The organism is Rhodovastum atsumiense (assembly GCF_937425535.1).
GTDB classification, from domain to species: domain Bacteria; phylum Pseudomonadota; class Alphaproteobacteria; order Acetobacterales; family Acetobacteraceae; genus Rhodovastum; species Rhodovastum atsumiense.
Genome location: NZ_OW485601.1, coordinates 3,021,879 through 3,037,223 on the forward strand (window position 1 = coordinate 3,021,879; position 15,345 = coordinate 3,037,223).

General features: G+C 72.6%; 12 protein-coding genes. 10 read left to right on the forward strand and 2 right to left on the reverse strand.

Features of this window, described 5'->3' with window-relative positions; all coding sequences use genetic code 11:
* Positions 1-24: 24 nt before the first annotated feature.
* From NBY65_RS13675 to NBY65_RS13685, 3 genes are all read left to right on the forward strand, one after another.
* Positions 25-558 (forward strand): DedA family protein, encoded by a 534-nt coding sequence (locus NBY65_RS13675; RefSeq protein WP_203330546.1) that lies wholly within the window; start codon positions 25-27, stop codon positions 556-558.
* A gap of 86 nt (positions 559-644) precedes the next feature.
* Positions 645-1,499: a universal stress protein gene (locus NBY65_RS13680; protein WP_162530640.1), complete on the forward strand. Its 855-nt coding sequence runs from the start codon at positions 645-647 to the stop codon at positions 1,497-1,499.
* A gap of 202 nt (positions 1,500-1,701) precedes the next feature.
* On the forward strand, positions 1,702-1,899 hold the full coding sequence (locus NBY65_RS13685) for a hypothetical protein (protein WP_150042011.1): 198 nt from the start codon (positions 1,702-1,704) through the stop codon (positions 1,897-1,899).
* 139 nt (positions 1,900-2,038) lie between these two features.
* On the opposite strand, the gene NBY65_RS13690 is transcribed toward NBY65_RS13685, so the two are convergent.
* Positions 2,039-3,679, reverse strand: a complete 1,641-nt coding sequence (locus tag NBY65_RS13690) for an NAD(P)/FAD-dependent oxidoreductase (RefSeq protein WP_150042010.1) — start codon at positions 3,677-3,679, stop codon at positions 2,039-2,041.
* Positions 3,663-4,697 (reverse strand): NAD(P)/FAD-dependent oxidoreductase, encoded by a 1,035-nt coding sequence (locus NBY65_RS13695; protein WP_150042009.1) that lies wholly within the window; start codon positions 4,695-4,697, stop codon positions 3,663-3,665. The genes NBY65_RS13690 and NBY65_RS13695 overlap by 17 nt, the downstream gene beginning before the upstream one ends.
* A 78-nt stretch (positions 4,698-4,775) precedes the next feature.
* Here NBY65_RS13695 and tsaE point away from each other — a divergent pair, with 78 nt between their 5' ends.
* The 7 genes from tsaE (at position 4,776) to NBY65_RS13730 (ending at position 15,344) form a co-directional block, all read left to right on the forward strand.
* Positions 4,776-5,237, forward strand: a complete 462-nt coding sequence (gene tsaE / locus NBY65_RS13700; protein WP_150042008.1) for a tRNA (adenosine(37)-N6)-threonylcarbamoyltransferase complex ATPase subunit type 1 TsaE — start codon at positions 4,776-4,778, stop codon at positions 5,235-5,237.
* A complete protein-coding gene (locus NBY65_RS13705; protein WP_150042007.1) occupies positions 5,234-5,965 on the forward strand; it encodes a nucleotidyltransferase family protein in 732 nt (243 codons plus the stop codon). Before tsaE ends, NBY65_RS13705 begins: the two co-directional genes overlap by 4 nt.
* The gene (gene addB / locus NBY65_RS13710) at positions 5,962-8,922 is read left to right on the forward strand and encodes a double-strand break repair protein AddB (RefSeq protein WP_150042006.1); all 2,961 of its coding nucleotides are present in this window, start codon (positions 5,962-5,964) and stop codon (positions 8,920-8,922) included. Before NBY65_RS13705 ends, addB begins: the two co-directional genes overlap by 4 nt.
* A 157-nt stretch (positions 8,923-9,079) precedes the next feature.
* A complete protein-coding gene (addA, locus tag NBY65_RS13715; RefSeq protein WP_150042005.1) occupies positions 9,080-12,565 on the forward strand; it encodes a double-strand break repair helicase AddA in 3,486 nt (1,161 codons plus the stop codon).
* Positions 12,566-12,620: 55 nt separating this feature from the next.
* Complete coding sequence (gene trxA, locus NBY65_RS13720) at positions 12,621-12,950, forward strand: thioredoxin TrxA (RefSeq protein WP_150042004.1); 330 nt, start codon at positions 12,621-12,623, stop codon at positions 12,948-12,950.
* Positions 12,951-13,128: 178 nt separating this feature from the next.
* Complete coding sequence (locus NBY65_RS13725) at positions 13,129-14,397, forward strand: ABC transporter substrate-binding protein (RefSeq protein ID WP_150042003.1); 1,269 nt, start codon at positions 13,129-13,131, stop codon at positions 14,395-14,397.
* The gene (locus NBY65_RS13730; RefSeq protein WP_338110421.1) at positions 14,394-15,344 is read left to right on the forward strand and encodes a carbohydrate ABC transporter permease; all 951 of its coding nucleotides are present in this window, start codon (positions 14,394-14,396) and stop codon (positions 15,342-15,344) included. Before NBY65_RS13725 ends, NBY65_RS13730 begins: the two co-directional genes overlap by 4 nt.
* Position 15,345 lies beyond the last annotated feature (1 nt).

Sequence of the window (15,345 nt, forward strand, 5' to 3'; positions counted from 1 at the left end):
CACACCAGCGGACCGACCCGACCGGTGGACGCGTGGGAGGTGCCGATCTCCGGGTTTTCCGATCTGCTGCTCGCCTGGATCCGCGATCACGCGGCCTGGGCACCGATCGTGGTGTGGGCGCTGGCGTTCTGCGAGTCCCTGGCCTTCATCTCCCTGCTGGTGCCCGCGACCGTCATCCTGATCGGGGCGGGGGGCCTGATCGGCGCGGCCGGGCTGAGCTTCTGGGTGAACTGGCTGGCCGCGGCGGTCGGGGCGGCGCTGGGCGACTGGCTGTCGTTCTGGCTGGCGCGGCGCTACGACTATGCCATCACCGGGCTGTGGCCGTTGTCGCGCCATCCCGGGTTGCTGCAACGTGGCGAGGCGTTCTTCCGCCGCTGGGGCGTGCTGGGGGTGTTCTTCGGCCGCTTCTTCGGGCCGTTGCGGGCGACGGTGCCGCTGGCCGCCGGCATCGCCGGCATGAAGCCGCTGCCGTTCCAGCTCGCCAATGTCACCTCGGCCCTGCTGTGGGCGGCTGGAATCCTGGCACCGGGCGCCTTCGGCATCCAATGGCTGATGTGACGGGCATGGCGGCCGGGCCGGCGCTTGACCGGCATCAAGGCGGTCTCGTCCCGTCGCTGGAATGCTGTCGCGAAAGAGGTCGCGCCATGTCACTCCGTCGCATCCTGGTCCCGGTCCTGCCCGACGTGCCGCCTTCGCCGCAGCTCGATGCGGCGTTGCAGCTCGCGCGGGCCCTGGGCGCCCACATCGCCGCCCTGCACATCCGCCCCGATCCCGAGGCGCTGTTCGCCACCATTCCCGAAGCCCTGCTGACCGCGGGCGCCGAGCGGGCCCGCTACGAGGCCGAGGCCAGCGCCGAAGCCACCCAGGCGGAAGCCGGGTTCGCCGCCTGGCGCGCCCGCCAGGGCCTCGCCGCCGAGGCACCCGGGGCGGACGGGGTCTCGGCCGGCTGGTCCAGCCGGGTCGGCCCCCTGCAGACGGTGCTGGCGCGCGCCGGCCGGCTTGCCGACCTGATCGTGCTGGGGTTCCCGGGCATGCCGCATCTGGTGACCGGCCATGCCTTCGACGTCGCGTTGCTTGAAACCGGGCGCCCGGTGCTGCTGGCCCCGGTGCCGCCCGCCGATGCCATGTTGCGGCACGTGATGATCGCCTGGAACGGCAGCCTGGAGGCGGCCCGTGCGGTCGCCGGGGCCTTGCCGCTGCTGCGGGGCGCCGGGCGGATTTCCGTTTTCACCGCGGCCCAGGAGGAAGGGGCCAGCCCCGCCTGCGCGGGCGAGCTGGTGGCGTACCTGGCCGGGCATGGCCTGGTGGCCGCGCCGGTGACCACCCAGGACGCGGATGCGCAGGCTGGCCCGGCGCTGCTGCGCGCCGCCGTCGAGGCCGGGGTTTCGTTGCTGGTGATGGGCGCCTACACGCATGGCCGCATCCGCCACCTGCTGCGCGGCGGGATGACCACCGATGTGCTGAAACAGGCCGCGCTGCCGGTGGTGATGGCGCACTGACGCGCCGGCCTTTACAAAATTTTCGGATTTACAGGCGGGTCTGTCGGTCTGCGCACAGTTTTCGTGCGCGCCGATGGGTTTTTCGCTCACCTTTTCCCACGTGGCACGTCAATACTTCACTGATCCCGACCCGCCAGCTAGGTCTGTTGGATGGGTCGACATCCAAAGCACGCTGACGGTGCAGCCGTTCAGGAGGGGAATTATGGAAGATCATGGGTATGACGACGGGCTGGTGCATGGGCATCGCTGGGCGAGCGAGCCGCTTGGTTACAGCCCGCGCAAATCCACGGTGTCCGCGGTGACCACGGCCCGCGCCCGCACCCGTGCCCGCTCCGAGGCCAGCCACGATGAGGGGCCGGTGCACGAGCACCGCCGGGCGTCCTGCACGCCGGCCCGCTGACGCCGCGGTTTCACACGGCTTTTCAACCCAAGCCCGCGTCGAGACGGGCGGTTGGAAATGCGCCTGCCGCCGCCGGCGCGGAGACCACGCCGGTATCGGGCTCCCGGGGCCATGCACGGCTGCGGGAGCCCGGTTTCATTCAGGCCGGCTCTGGTCTGTGGGGCAGCTCGCCGGTAAGCGCCATCGCCGCGGCCTCGGCGACCCGGATGCCGTCGACCCCGGCCGAGAGGATGCCGCCCGCATAGCCCGCGCCCTCGCCGGCCGGGAACAGGCCGCGCGTGTTGATGCTCTGGCAGTCGGCGTCGCGGCGGATGCGCACCGGCGAGGAGGTGCGCGTCTCCACCCCCGTCATCACCGCATCCGCCATGGCGAAGCCGGCGATCTGGCGGTCGAAGCGCGGCAGCGCCTCCCGCATCGCCGCGATGGCGAAATCCGGCAGGCAGGCGGCGAGGTCGGCCGGCGTCGTGCCCGGCTTGTAGGACGGCGTTACCTCACCGAGCGCGGTGGAGGCGCGGGCGGCGAGGAAATCGCCGACACGCTGCGCCGGCGCCGCGTAGCTGCCGCCCCCCGCCGCGAAGGCGCGCGATTCCCACAGCCGCTGGTAATCCACCCCGGCCAGCGGATGCCCCGGATAGTCCGCGGGCGTGATGCCGACGACGAGGCCGGCATTGGCGTTGAATTCGGCGCGCGAATACTGGCTCATGCCGTTGGTGACGACGCGGCCCGGTTCGGAGGTGGCCGCCACCACGCGCCCGCCCGGGCACATGCAGAAGCTGTAGACGCTGCGGCCGTTGCCGCAATGATGCACCAGCTTGTAGTCGGCGGCGCCGAGCAACGGATGCTTCGCGAAGCTGCCGAAGCGGGCGCGGTCGATCAGCGATTGCGGATGTTCGATGCGCACGCCGATCGAGAACGGCTTGGCTTCCAGGAACACGCCGCGCGCGTGCAGGGCGGCAAATGTGTCGCGTGAGGAATGGCCGATCGCCAGCACCACGCAATCCGTGCGCAGATGCTCGCCATTGGCCAGATGCAGCCCGCGCAGGCGGCGCGTGCCGTCCGGCTGCGTCTCGATGTCGAAATCGGCGACGCGGGTGCGGAAGCGGTACTCGCCGCCCAGGCCCTCGATGGTGGCGCGGATGTGCTCGACCATGGAGACCAGGCGGAAGGTGCCGATATGCGGCTTGGAGAGATACAGGATCTCTTCCGGCGCGCCGGCGCGGACGAATTCCTCCAGCACGCGGCGGCCCAGGTGCTGCGGGTCCTTGATGCCGGAATAGAGCTTGCCGTCGGAGAAGGTGCCGGCGCCGCCTTCGCCGAACTGCACGTTCGATTCCGGGTTCAGCTCGCCACGCCGCCACAGGCCCCAGGTGTCCTTGGTGCGGTCCCGCACGATGGTGCCGCGTTCGAGAATGATCGGGCGGAAGCCCATCTGCGCCAGGGTCAGCGCCGCCATCAGCCCGCAGGGACCGGCGCCGATCACCACCGGGCGGCGGGCGAAGCCCTCGGGGGCACGGGCGACGAAGCGGTACCGGGTGTCCGGTGTCGGCCCGAGATGGGGATCGCCGGCGCAGCGTTGCAGCACCGCCGCTTCCCCGGTGACTTCGACATCCACCGTGTAGACCAGCACGATCGCGCTTTTCCGCCGCGCGTCATAGCCGCGCCGGGCAACGGTCAGGCCGCGCAGCGCGGTCTCCGCCACGCCGAGCCGGCGCGCGACCGCGTCCGCCAGCGCTTCCGGCGGATGGTCGAGCGGCAGGCGGAGTTCAGTGAGGCGCAGCATCGGTGCCGGCCGGCACGCCCTTGCTGGTCGAGTATTCGAAATGCAGCGCGACATCCGGGCGCACGATCGGGTGGATGGCATGCGCCGCCATCGCTGCCTCGGAGAAGCCCTGCAGGATCAGCTTCAGCTTGCCCGGATAGGTGGCGATGTCGCCGATCGCGAACACGCCGGGGCGCGAGGTCTCGCAGGTGGCCGGCGTCACCTTCAGGTGGTGGCGTTCAAGGTCGAGCCCCCAGCCGCCGATCGGCCCCAGATCCATCGACAGCCCGAAGAAGGGCAGCAGCACGTCGGCCGGCAACAATTTCGTGCCGCCATCCAGGTCGGCCACTTCCACCGCTTCCAGCTTCCCGTCGGTGCCGTGCAGGGCGTGCAACTGGTAGGGGATCACCATTTCCACCTCGCCGCGCTCGGCGGCGCGGTCGAGCTGCGCCGCGCTTTCCGGGGCGGCGCGGAACTTCGGCCGGCGGTGCACCACCTGGATCGAGGCGGCGATGCCGCGCAGCGCCAGCGCCCAGTCCACCGCCGAATCGCCGCCGCCGGCGATCACCACGCGCCGGCCGCGCAGGTCCTCGCGCCGGCGCACGTAGTACTGCACGCCGCCGCTGCCCTCGTAGGCCGACAGCCCCGCGAGCGGCGGCCGGTTCGGCCCGAAGGCGCCGGCGCCGGCGGCCAGGATCACGGCCTTGCACCGAATCGACTCGCCGCGGTCGGTGCCGAGGGTGAAGCCGCCTTGCGTCCCTTCCAGCGTCTCCACCCGGCGGCCGAGCAGGGTGGCCGGCCGGAACGGTGCCATCTGGCGCTCGAGATTGGCGATCAGATCGCCGGCCTCGATCGCGGGATGTCCCGGAATGTCGTAGATCGGCTTTTCCGGGTACAGCGCCGTGCACTGGCCGCCGATTTCGGAAAGGGCATCGATCAGCACGCTGGACAGTTTCAGCATGCCCAGTTCAAAGGCGGCGAACAGGCCCACCGGCCCGGCGCCGACGATGGCGACATCGGTCTCGATCTGCTGCGTCATGGCGCGGAAACTAGACTGGTGCGCCGCCGAGGCAAGCAGGCAGTTGAGGCCACGCCGAACCCGGAGCAGATTGCCGCCATGTCCGAACCGAGTGCGACCGTTTTGCGCGAGCTGCCGGATCTCGATGCCACGGCGGCGCTCGCTGCCGCGGTCGCCGCGCTGGCGCGTCCCGGCGACGCCATCCTGCTGGACGGGCCGTTCGGCGCCGGCAAGACCGCCTTTGCCCGCGCCTTCCTGCGCGCCGCCACCGGCGATGCCGCGCTGGACGTGCCCAGCCCCAGTTTCACCCTTGTGCAGACCTACGAGACGAGGCAAGGCCGCGTGCATCATTTCGACCTCTGGCGGCTCGACGGGCCGGCCGCACTGACCGAGCTGGGCTGGGACGAGATGCGGGATGACATCGTCCTGGTGGAATGGCCGCAGCGCCTGGGCGCGCTGCGCCCCGCCGACGCGCTCGGCGTGGACCTGGCGTTGCTGGCGGGGGAGGCCCGCCGCGCCACGCTCTCGGGCTGGGCCGGCCGCATCGGGGCGCTGGCATGATCCGGCCGCATACGGCCATGCTGCTGGCCGCCGGGCGCGGCACCCGCATGCTGCCGCTGACCGAAGGGACCGCCAAGCCGCTGCTGCCGCTGGGCGGCCACCCGCTGATGGACCACGCGCTGGACCGGCTGCAGGCGGCCGGGGTGGAGCGCGTGGTGGTGAACACCTGGTGGCATGCCGACCGCATCGCCGCGCATCTGCAGGCCCGCGAGGCGCTGCCGCGGCCGGTGCTGCTGCGCGAGGAGACGCTGCTGAATACCGGCGGCGCCGTGTGCGCGGCGCGGGAGGTGCTGGGGAGCGACCCGTTCTTCGTCGTCAACGGTGATTCGTTCTGGCTGGACGGGCCGACGCCGGCGCTGGCGCGGCTCGCCGCCGCCTGGGACCCGGAGCAGCACGACGCGGTGCTGTTGGTGCATCGCACCTTCCAGACCCAGGCGGAGGTCGGCAACGGCGATTTCGCCCTCGATCCCTGGGGGATGGTGCGCCGGCCGGAGGAGCGGGAGATCGTCCCCTACATCTTCGCCGGCATCCAGTTGCTGTCTCCCACCTTGCTCGCCGACGCGCCGGAGGGAGCGTTCTCGATGAACCTGCTGTGGGACCGCGCCATCGAGGCCGGGCGGGTGCGGGCGCTGGTGCATGACGGGCTGTGGTGGCACCTCTCCACCCCCGCCGACCTCGCCGAGGCCGAGTTCATGCTCTACGAGCGCCGGACGGGCCAGACGAAGTGACAGAGGCGGCCGCGTCGCCGCGCCGTCTGCGCCTGGCGACCATCCCCCCCGACGTGCCGTTCCTCGACGTGCTGGCCGCACGCTGGCTGGCCGAGCATGGCGGGGACGCGCTCGGGCGCGGGCTGATCCTGCTGCCGACCCGCCGCGCCGCCCGCGCGCTCGCCGAGGCGTTCCTGCGCGCGAGCGGCGGCCGGGCGCTGGTGCTGCCGCGCATCACCGCCTTCGGCGCGCTGGACGAGGCGCCGCTGACCATGACCGGCGCGCTCGACCTGTTGCCGGCGATCGACCCTCAGGAGCGGCTGGCGGCGCTGGCCGCGCTGGTGATGAAGCTGCCGCCGGAGCAGGGCGGGGCGGGCAGCGTCGACCGGGCGCTGATGCTGGCGCGCGAACTGGCGCGGCTGATGGACGAGGCCGAGCGGGCGGAGATCGACCTCGCCTCGGCGTTGCAGCAGGCAGCGGATGCGGCGCATGCCGAGCACTGGCAGGCGACGCTGCGCTTCCTGGAGATCGTCACCCGGCACTGGCCGGACTGGCTGGCCGCGCAGGGGGTGCTCAACCCGGCCGCCCGCCAGGTCGCGCTGTTGCAGGCGCAGGCGGCGGAATGGGCGGCGCATCCGCCCGCCGAGCCGGTCTGGGCTGCCGGCACCACCGCCGGCATTCCCGCGGTGGCGGCGCTGCTGCGCGTGGTCGCCGGGCTGCCGGACGGGCAGGTGGTGCTGCCCGGACTTGATCTCGATTTGCCGCAGGAGGCCTGGGAGGCGATCGGGGAGGCGCATCCGCAATGCGGCCTGCAGCGTCTGCTGGCCGGGCTCGGGGCGACCCGCGGCGATGTCGTGTCCTGGGACGGCGCGGCGGCGGCGCCGGCCGGCCGGGTCCGCACCCTGGCGCGGGCATTGCTGCCGGCCGCCGCCCTGCCGACATGGCGCGAGGCCGGCCCGGTCGCCACCACCGGCCTGTTCCGTCTGGAAGCGGCCGACGAGCAGGAGGAAGCGGCGGCGATCGCGCTGATCCTGCGCGACACGCTGGAGCGACGCGGCGCCCGCGCGGCGCTGGTCACGCCCGACCGGCAGCTTGCCGGACGGGTGTCCTCGGAGCTGCTGCGCTGGGGCGTGGTCGCCGATGACAGTGCCGGCGAGGCACTGGCCGAGTCCCCGCCGGCGGTGTTCCTGCGCCTGCTGGCCGAGACGGTCACTTCCCGCTTCGCGCCGGTGCCCCTGCTCGGGCTGCTCAAGCATCCGCTCGCCGCGGCGGGGCTGGAGCCGGTCGCCTGCCGGATGGCGGCGCGCCTGCTGGAAGTGGAAGCGTTGCGCGGCCCCCGGCCCGCCGCCGGGCTGGGCGGGCTGCGGCAGCGCGCGCAGGCGGCGCCGGAGCCGGCGCGCGACCTGCTGGCGCGCCTGGAGACCTGCCTCGACCCGCTGCTGCGCGCCGCCACGGCGGCGGCGCTGCCCCCCGCCACCCTGCTCGCCGCCCTGATCGAAGCCGGCGAGGCGCTGGCGACCAGCGAGGCCCTGCCGGGGCCGGCGCGGCTCTGGGCGCACGAGGAAGGCGAGGCGCTGGCGGTGCTGCTGGCCGGTGCGCAGCCGGCGCTGGCGCATCTGCCGGATGCGCCGCCCACGGTGCTGCCCGGCCTGCTGGATGCGTTGCTGGAAGGCGCGGTGGTGCGCAGCCGTCGCGCCCTGCGTGGCCGCGAGGGCGCCGAGCATCCGCGTGTCTTCATCTGGGGCCTGCTGGAAGCCCGGCTGCAGACCGCCGAGGTGGTGGTGCTCGGCGGGCTGGTCGAGGGCGTCTGGCCGCCGGCCACCGATCCGGGGCCGTGGATGAGTCGGCCGATGCGCATCAAGGCGGGGCTGCCCGGCACCGAGGAGGTGGTCGGGCTGGCCGCGCATGATTTCCTGATGGCCGCCTGTTCGGCGCCGACCGTGGTGCTGTCCTGCCCGCGCCGGCGTGACCGTGCCCCGGCGGTGCCGGCGCGCTGGCTCGCCCGGCTGGAAGCCTTCCTGGCCGGGCAGGGGCAGCGTCTTCCGTCGCATCCGGCCGCCGGCTGGGCGCGGCTGCTCGACCAGCCCGCCGGGCCGCCCGCGCCGGTGCGTCCGCCGGCGCCCTGTCCGCCGGTGCGGCTGCGCCCGCGCCGGCTGAGCGTCACCGAGATCGAGACCTGGCTCACCGATCCCTACGCCATCCACGCCAAGCACATCCTGAAGCTGAGGCCGCTCAAGCCGCTGGAGGAGGCGACCGACGCCGCCGATTACGGCGCCCTGGTGCACCGGGGCATGCAGATCTTCCTCGACGAGGTCGGCGCCGACTGGCCGGCGGATGCGCCGCAGCGTCTGGCGGCGGCGATGGACCGGGCGCTGGCCGAGGCCGGGCTGCGGCCGGCGCTGCAGGAATGGTGGCGGCCCAGGCTGGCGCGCATCGCCGTCTGGCTCGCCCCGCACGAGCGCGAGCGCCGCGTCGCCGGGCCGCAGTTGATCCGTGGCGAGGTCAAGGGCGAGTGGACCCTGGCGGTGCCGGGTGGCTTCACCCTGGTCGGCCGGGCCGACCGCATCGAGCGCCGGGCCGATGGACGACTCACGATCATCGACTACAAGACCGGGGCGCCCCCGTCCGACAAGGATGTCGAGGCGGGGTTCCGTCCGCAGTTGCCGCTGGAAGCGGCGATGGCCGAGGCGGGTGCCTTCGGCCCGGAGCTGACCGGGACCGCTGCCGAGCTGGTCTACTGGCACCTGAGCGGCGGCTTCGTGCCGGCGGAGGAGCGCAGCATCCTCCGCGGTGATGCCACCCGCATCGCCGCGGCGGTGGCCACCGCGCGGGAGAAGCTGATGACCCTGGTGACGGCGTTCGACGACCCGAAGCGGCCCTATTTGTCGCAGCCGCATCCCGGTCGCGTGCCGCGCTTCTCCGATTACGCCCAGTTGGCGCGGGTCGCCGAGTGGGACCTGTCGGGAGGCGGGGAATGATCGCGCCGCGCGGCACGGCAAACGTAGGGCGGATAAGCGCAGCGCCATCCGCCAACGCAAGGTGGCAACCTCGCGGGGCGTTGCAATGGCGGATGGCGCTACGCTTATCCGCCCTACGTCCCCCGGGATCCCCTGCGCATGGCCGGGCAGCGCCCCGATGAGCGCGCCGATCCTGGCCTTTCGCCCGCCATCAGGTGAACCCCCCCGCGACCGTGCCGTCGCCAACCAGGGGCTCGCCTCGGACCCCGATGTTTCGGCCTTCGTCGCCGCCTCCGCCGGGTCCGGCAAGACCAAGCTGCTGACCGACCGCCTGTTGCGGCTGATGTTGCAGGGGGCCCCGCCGGCGCGCATCCAGTGCCTGACCTTCACCAAGGCGGCCGCCGCCGAAATGGCGGTGCGATTGCAGCGCCGGCTGGGTGCCTGGGTCACCATGGACGACGCCACGCTGGGCGCGGAGCTGCAGGCGGTGTCGGTGCTGCCCACGGCGGAGCGTCTCGCCCAGGCCCGCTCCCTGTTCGCCGAGGTGCTGGACCTGCCCGGCGGCATGCGCATCGGCACCATCCACGCCTTCTGCCAGTCGCTGCTGCGGCGCTTCCCCATCGAGGCGCAGCTATCCCCGCATTTCCGCCTGCTGGAGGACATCGACGCCGACGTTGCCTGGCGCGAGGCGCGGGAAGCCATGCTGGAAGGTGCCCAGGGCGAGGAGAGCCGTGCGGCGCTGGCGGCGCTGGCCGGGCTTGCCTCGGCCGAGCAGTTCGGCCGGCTGGTGCGCGACCTGCAGCAGGATCGTGAGCGGCTGGCCGCGCTGCTGGCGATGGAGGACGCGGCGGTGGCGGCGGCGCAGCGGCGTGTGCTGGCGGTCACCGGGGAAGAGGCGGAGGTGCTGGCCGCCGCCTGCGCCTGGGATGGCTCGGCCCTGCGCGCGGCGCTGGAGGTGGTGGCGAAGAAGGGCGCCGCGACCTGCGCCGAGAAGGCGGTGTTCCTGCTGGAATGGCTGTCCGGCCCGGAACAGGAGCGGGTCGGGCAATGGAGCGCCTGGCGGCTGGCCTTCCTGCTGGAGGATGGTTCGCCGCGCGGCCCCACCACGCTGGTCAACAAGAAGCTGGCCGAGCAGCGCCCCGATCTCGCCGAGGCGCTGCTGGCCGAGCAGCAGCGCGTGCTGGCGGTCGAGGATGCCTGCCGGGCGGCCCGTGCCGCCGCGGCCTCGGCGGCGCTGGTGCGGCTGGCCGGGCCGGTGGCGCAGCTCTATGCGGGGCGCAAGGAAGCCGGGGCGCAGCTCGACTACGACGACCTGATCGGCCGCACCGGGCGGCTGCTGGTCGATCCCGGCGCTGCCTGGGTGCTCTACAAGCTGGATGGCGGGCTCGATCATCTGTTGCTGGACGAGGTGCAGGACACCGCGCCGGCGCAATGGCAGATCGCCGGAAAGCTGACCGAGGAGTTCTTCGCCGGCGGCGGCGCGCGGGAGGACCAGCGGCGGACGGTGTTCGCGGTCGGCGACCGCAAGCAGTCGATCTACTCCTTCCAGGGCGCCGACCCGGACGAGTTCGAGCGCTGGCGCGGCCTGCTGCGCGAGCGGGTGGAGGCGGTGGACCAGTCCTGGCGCGACGTGACGCTGGACGTGTCGTTCCGTTCCGTGGCGCCGGTGCTGGACCTGGTGGATGCGGTGTTCGCCGATCCGGATGCCGCCGAGGGCGTCACCGAGGCCGGCGCGCTGCGGCATCTGCCCGACCGTGCCGGCCATGCCGGCCGGGTCGAGCTATGGCCGCTGACCCCGGAGCCGGAGGCGCCGCCCTCCGAGCCCTGGAGCGTGCCCGACCGCAACCTGGGCCAGACCAGCGCGCCGCAGCGCCTCGCGGTGGCGCTGGCCGACTGGATCGCGCGCGAGACCGCGGGCGACACCATGCTGGAAAGTCGCGGCCGGCCGTTGCGGGCGGGCGACGTGCTGGTGCTGGTGCGCCGGCGCAACGCCTTTGCCCGCGCGCTGGTGCGGGCGCTGAAGGCGCGCGACGTGCCGGTGGCCGGGCTCGACCGGCTGGTGCTGACCGAGCAGCCCGCCGTCGCCGACCTGCTGGCGCTGTGCGACGTGCTGCTGCTGCCCGAGGATGACCTGCAGCTCGCCGCCGTGCTGACCAGCCCGCTCGGCGGGCTCACCGACGACTCGATGATGGCGCTGGCGCTGCGGCGGCGCGGATCCCTGTGGGCGGCGCTGCGGGCGCGGGCGCATGAGCGGCCGGACTGGGCGCAGGCACACGACTTCATCACGGTGCTGCTGGGGCGCGTGGATTACGCCTCGCCGCATGCGCTGCTGGTCGAGGCGCTGGGCCGGCTGGGCGGGCGGGCGAAGCTGTTCGCGCGGCTCGGCCCGGAGGCGGCCGAACCGGTGGATGAATTGCTGGCCGCCGCCCTGGCCTATGCGCGCTCGCACCCGCCGTCCTTGCAAGGCTTCCTGCACTGGCTGCGCCAGTCCGGCGCCGAGGTGAAGCGCGAGGCGGAAGGCGCCGGCGGGCTGGTGCGCATCATGACGGTGCACGGCGCCAAGGGGCTGCAGGCGCCGCTGGTCATCCTGCCCGACACCACCGCGTTGCCGCCCGAGGACGGGCCGCTGGTCTGGGCCGAGGACCCCGATGGCGGTCCCGACGTGCCGATCTGGTCGCCGCGCAAGGAACTGCGCTGCATCGCCTCCGACCAGTTGCGCGAGCGGGCGGCCCGGCGCCGGCGCGAGGAGCACAACAGGCTGCTCTACGTCGCGCTGACCCGCGCCGAGGACCGGCTGGTGGTGTGCGGCTGGCAACCCTATCGCGAACCGCCCGAGGGCACCTGGCACCGGCTGGTGCGGCGGGGCTTCGAGCGGCTGGGGGTGACGGCCACGGCCTTCGACGCGGTGCCGGATCCCTGGGAAGGCGAAATGGTCGCGCATGGCTGCGCCCAGGCCCGCCCGCCCGAACGCGCCACGACGAAACAGGCCGACGCCCCGGTGGCGACGCTGCCCGCCTGGGCCGGCCACGCCCCCGGCTGGCTGCCGGGGCGGCTGCCGGACGAGCCGGCACCGCCGCAGCCTTTGGCGCCGAGCCGTCCGGAAGGCATCGAACTGGGCCCGGTGCCGGAAGCGGCCAGCCCACTCGCCGCCCGCGATCCCAGCGGCGCGCGCTTCCGCCGCGGCCAGGTGGCGCATGCCTTGTTGCAGCACCTGCCGACGCTGCCGCCCCCCATCCGGCACGCCGCCGCCCTGCGCTACCTGGCGCGGCCGGGACTCGGGGTGAACGATGCATCGACCCTGGCCGGGCAGGTGATGGCCGTGCTCGACCACCCCGACCTCGCGCCTTTGTTCGGACCGGAAGGCCGCGCCGAGGTGCCGCTGACGGGTATCATCGACGGCGTGGTGGTGGGCGGCCTGGTGGACCGGCTGGCGGTGCTGCCGGGCCGCGTGCTGGTCGCGGACTACAAGACGAATCGCCGGCCGCCATCCGGCGTCGAGGAGGTGCCGGTGATGTACCTGCGGCAGATGGCGGCCTACCGCGCCGTGCTGCGCGCGGCATTGCCGGGGCGGGAGGTGTCCTGCATCCTGGTGTGGACCACCGGGGTGCAGGTGATGATGCTTCCCGACGCGCTGCTGGACGGCCATGCTCCCGGCGCGGCTTGACCGGCGATTTCGGGTTCGTACATGGCGGCAGAAGCCAGGAAAGGGCAAATCCGGGATGAGCGAAAACACCAAGGCCGTAACGGACGACAGCTTCTCGACCGAGGTGCTGGCGGCCAAGGAGGCCGTGCTGGTGGATTTCTGGGCTGAGTGGTGCGGACCCTGCAAGGCGATCGCACCGGCCCTCGACGAGATCGCCAGCGAATACGCCGGGCGCCTGACCGTCGCCAAGGTCAATATCGATGACAATCCGATTACGCCGAATACCTACGCCGTTCGCGGCATCCCCACGCTGATCCTGTTCAAGGACGGCAAGCCGGTCAGCCAGAAGGTCGGCGCGGCACCGAAGAGCGCGCTGAAGCAGTGGGTCGAGACTTCGCTGGCGTAAGGGAAAAGGAAGGCCAGGGCTCTGCCCTGGACCCGGCAGGGGCCACAGGGCCCCTGCACCCCAGTCTCGCTGCGCGGCACAGCGCGGAATAACGTGTTGGCGGGCTATCGCTATCACGCTGCGCCATCGGCATCGGCGTGAGGGATAATTCCTCCGGAGCAAACCGGAGGAACGCAACATGGCCCGGACACACCGATGTCTCGGTGCCCTCGTTCTGCTGGCGACAGCCTGCGTCCTGCACGCCGAGGCGGCAACGGTCGTGCTCTCCTGCGGCAGCGTCGGCCAGGAACTGCAGATCTGCCAGGGCGGCGCGGCTGCCTGGAGGCGGGAGACCGGTCACGATGTCATCGTGGTGGCGTCCCCGGGTTCGGCCACCGAACGTCTGGCACTCTACCAACAGGTTCTCGCCGCCGGGTCGCCCGACATCGATGCCTACGCGATCGACGTCATCTGGCCCGGCCTGCTCGCCTCCCATTTCATCGATCTCGCCCGGCGCGTCGATCCGGCCGCCCTGGAGGCGCATTTCCCCGCCATCATCGCGGCCAGCACGGTGCGGGGCCGGCTGGTGGCGCTGCCGCTCTATACCGATGCCGCGTTGCTGTTCTATCGCGCCGACCTGCTGGACAAATACGGCCTGCGGCCGCCCGCCACCTGGGACGAACTGGCCGCGCAGGCGACGCAGGTGCTTGCCGCCGAGCGCGCCACCGGCAACCGCGACCTGCAGGGCTTCGTCTGGCAGGGCAAGGCCTATGAGGGGCTGACCGTCAACGCCCTGGAATGGATCGCTTCCTCCGGGGGCGGCACCATCGTCGAGGCGGACGGGACAATCACCATCGACAATCCCGGGGCGGTGCAGGCCGTGCAGCGCGCCGCCGCCTGGGTGGGCGGCATCAGCCCGACCGGCGTGCTCAACTATGCCGAGGAAGAGGCGCGGGGCGTCTTCCAGTCGGGCCGGGCGGTGTTCATGCGCAACTGGCCCTATGCCTGGGCGCTGGCACAGGGCGAGGGCAGCCCGGTCAGGGGCAAGGTCGGCGTGGTGCCGCTGCCCACGGACGGGGCGGCGAACCGGCCCCGGGCGGTGCTCGGCGGCTGGCAACTCGCGGTGTCGAAATACTCCCGGAACCAGGAGGCCGCGATCGCCCTGGTGACATTCCTGACAGGGGCCGCGGAGCAGAAACGCCACGCCGTTGCCTATGGCTACCAGCCCACGATTCCGGCGCTCTATCGCGATCCGGAGGTGCTGCGGGCGCTGCCTTTCCAGGTCGAGGGCGTGTTCGACACCGCGGTGGCGCGCCCGTCGCGCGCGACGGGCGCCCTTTACAACCAGGCATCGAGCCAGTTCTTCAACGCGGTGCATGCCGTGCTGGAGGGACATGGCAGCGCGCAGGAGCGGCTGGCGGCGCTGGCGCGTCAGCTCGAGCGGCTCAGCCGCGGCGGGCGCTGGTGAGCGGCGGCCTGTCGCGGTTGAGGCGAATTCCGGTCCTGCACGCGGCACCCGCGCCGGCCAGGCGCGGCGGGCTGCAGGCGGAGAACCGGCGGGCGGCGCGCCGCTTCCTGGCCCCGGCCGGTTTCGTGCTGCTGCTGGTGGCGGGCTGGCCACTGCTGCGCACCGTCTGGCTCGGCTTCACCGATGCCCGGCTGGTGTCGGATCAGCCGCCGCATTTCGTCGGATTCGAGAATTACGCAGGGTTGTTCGCCGATCCGGGCTGGTGGCGCGCGGTCGGCAACACGCTGATCTTCGCGCTGGTGTCGGTCGCCATCGAAACGGTGCTGGGCCTGGTCATTGCGCTGGTGATGAATGCCCGCATGCCGGGGCGCGGGCTGGTCCGCGCCGCCGTGCTGGTGCCATGGGCGATCCCCACCATCGTTTCCGCCCAGCTCTGGAACTGGATGTTCAACGACATCTACGGCGTCATCAACAAGGTGTTGCTCGACCTGCGGCTGATCGGCGCACCCCTGGCCTGGACCGCGGATCCGCATCTCGTGCTCGGGGCGATGATCCTGGTCGATGTCTGGAAGACCACGCCCTTCGTGGCGCTGCTGCTGCTGGCCGGGCTGCAGCTCGTTCCGGAGGAATGCTACGAGGCGGCGGCGATCGACGGGGCCGGGCCGGTGCAGACCTTCCGGCTGATCACCCTGCCGCTGCTCCGCCCGGCGCTGGCGGTGGCGGTGATCTTCCGCCTGCTCGACGCCATGCGCGTCTTCGACATCATCTACGTCCTCACCGGCAACAACGAGAACACCATGTCGATGTCGATGTTCGCCCGGCAGCGCCTGGTGGATTTCCAGGACGTCGGCGCCGGCTCGGCCGCGGCGACCTGCCTGTTCCTGATCATCATCCTGCTGACCGCGCTTTACATCGTGGTCGGCCGGGTGCGCTTCGACGAGGACTGAG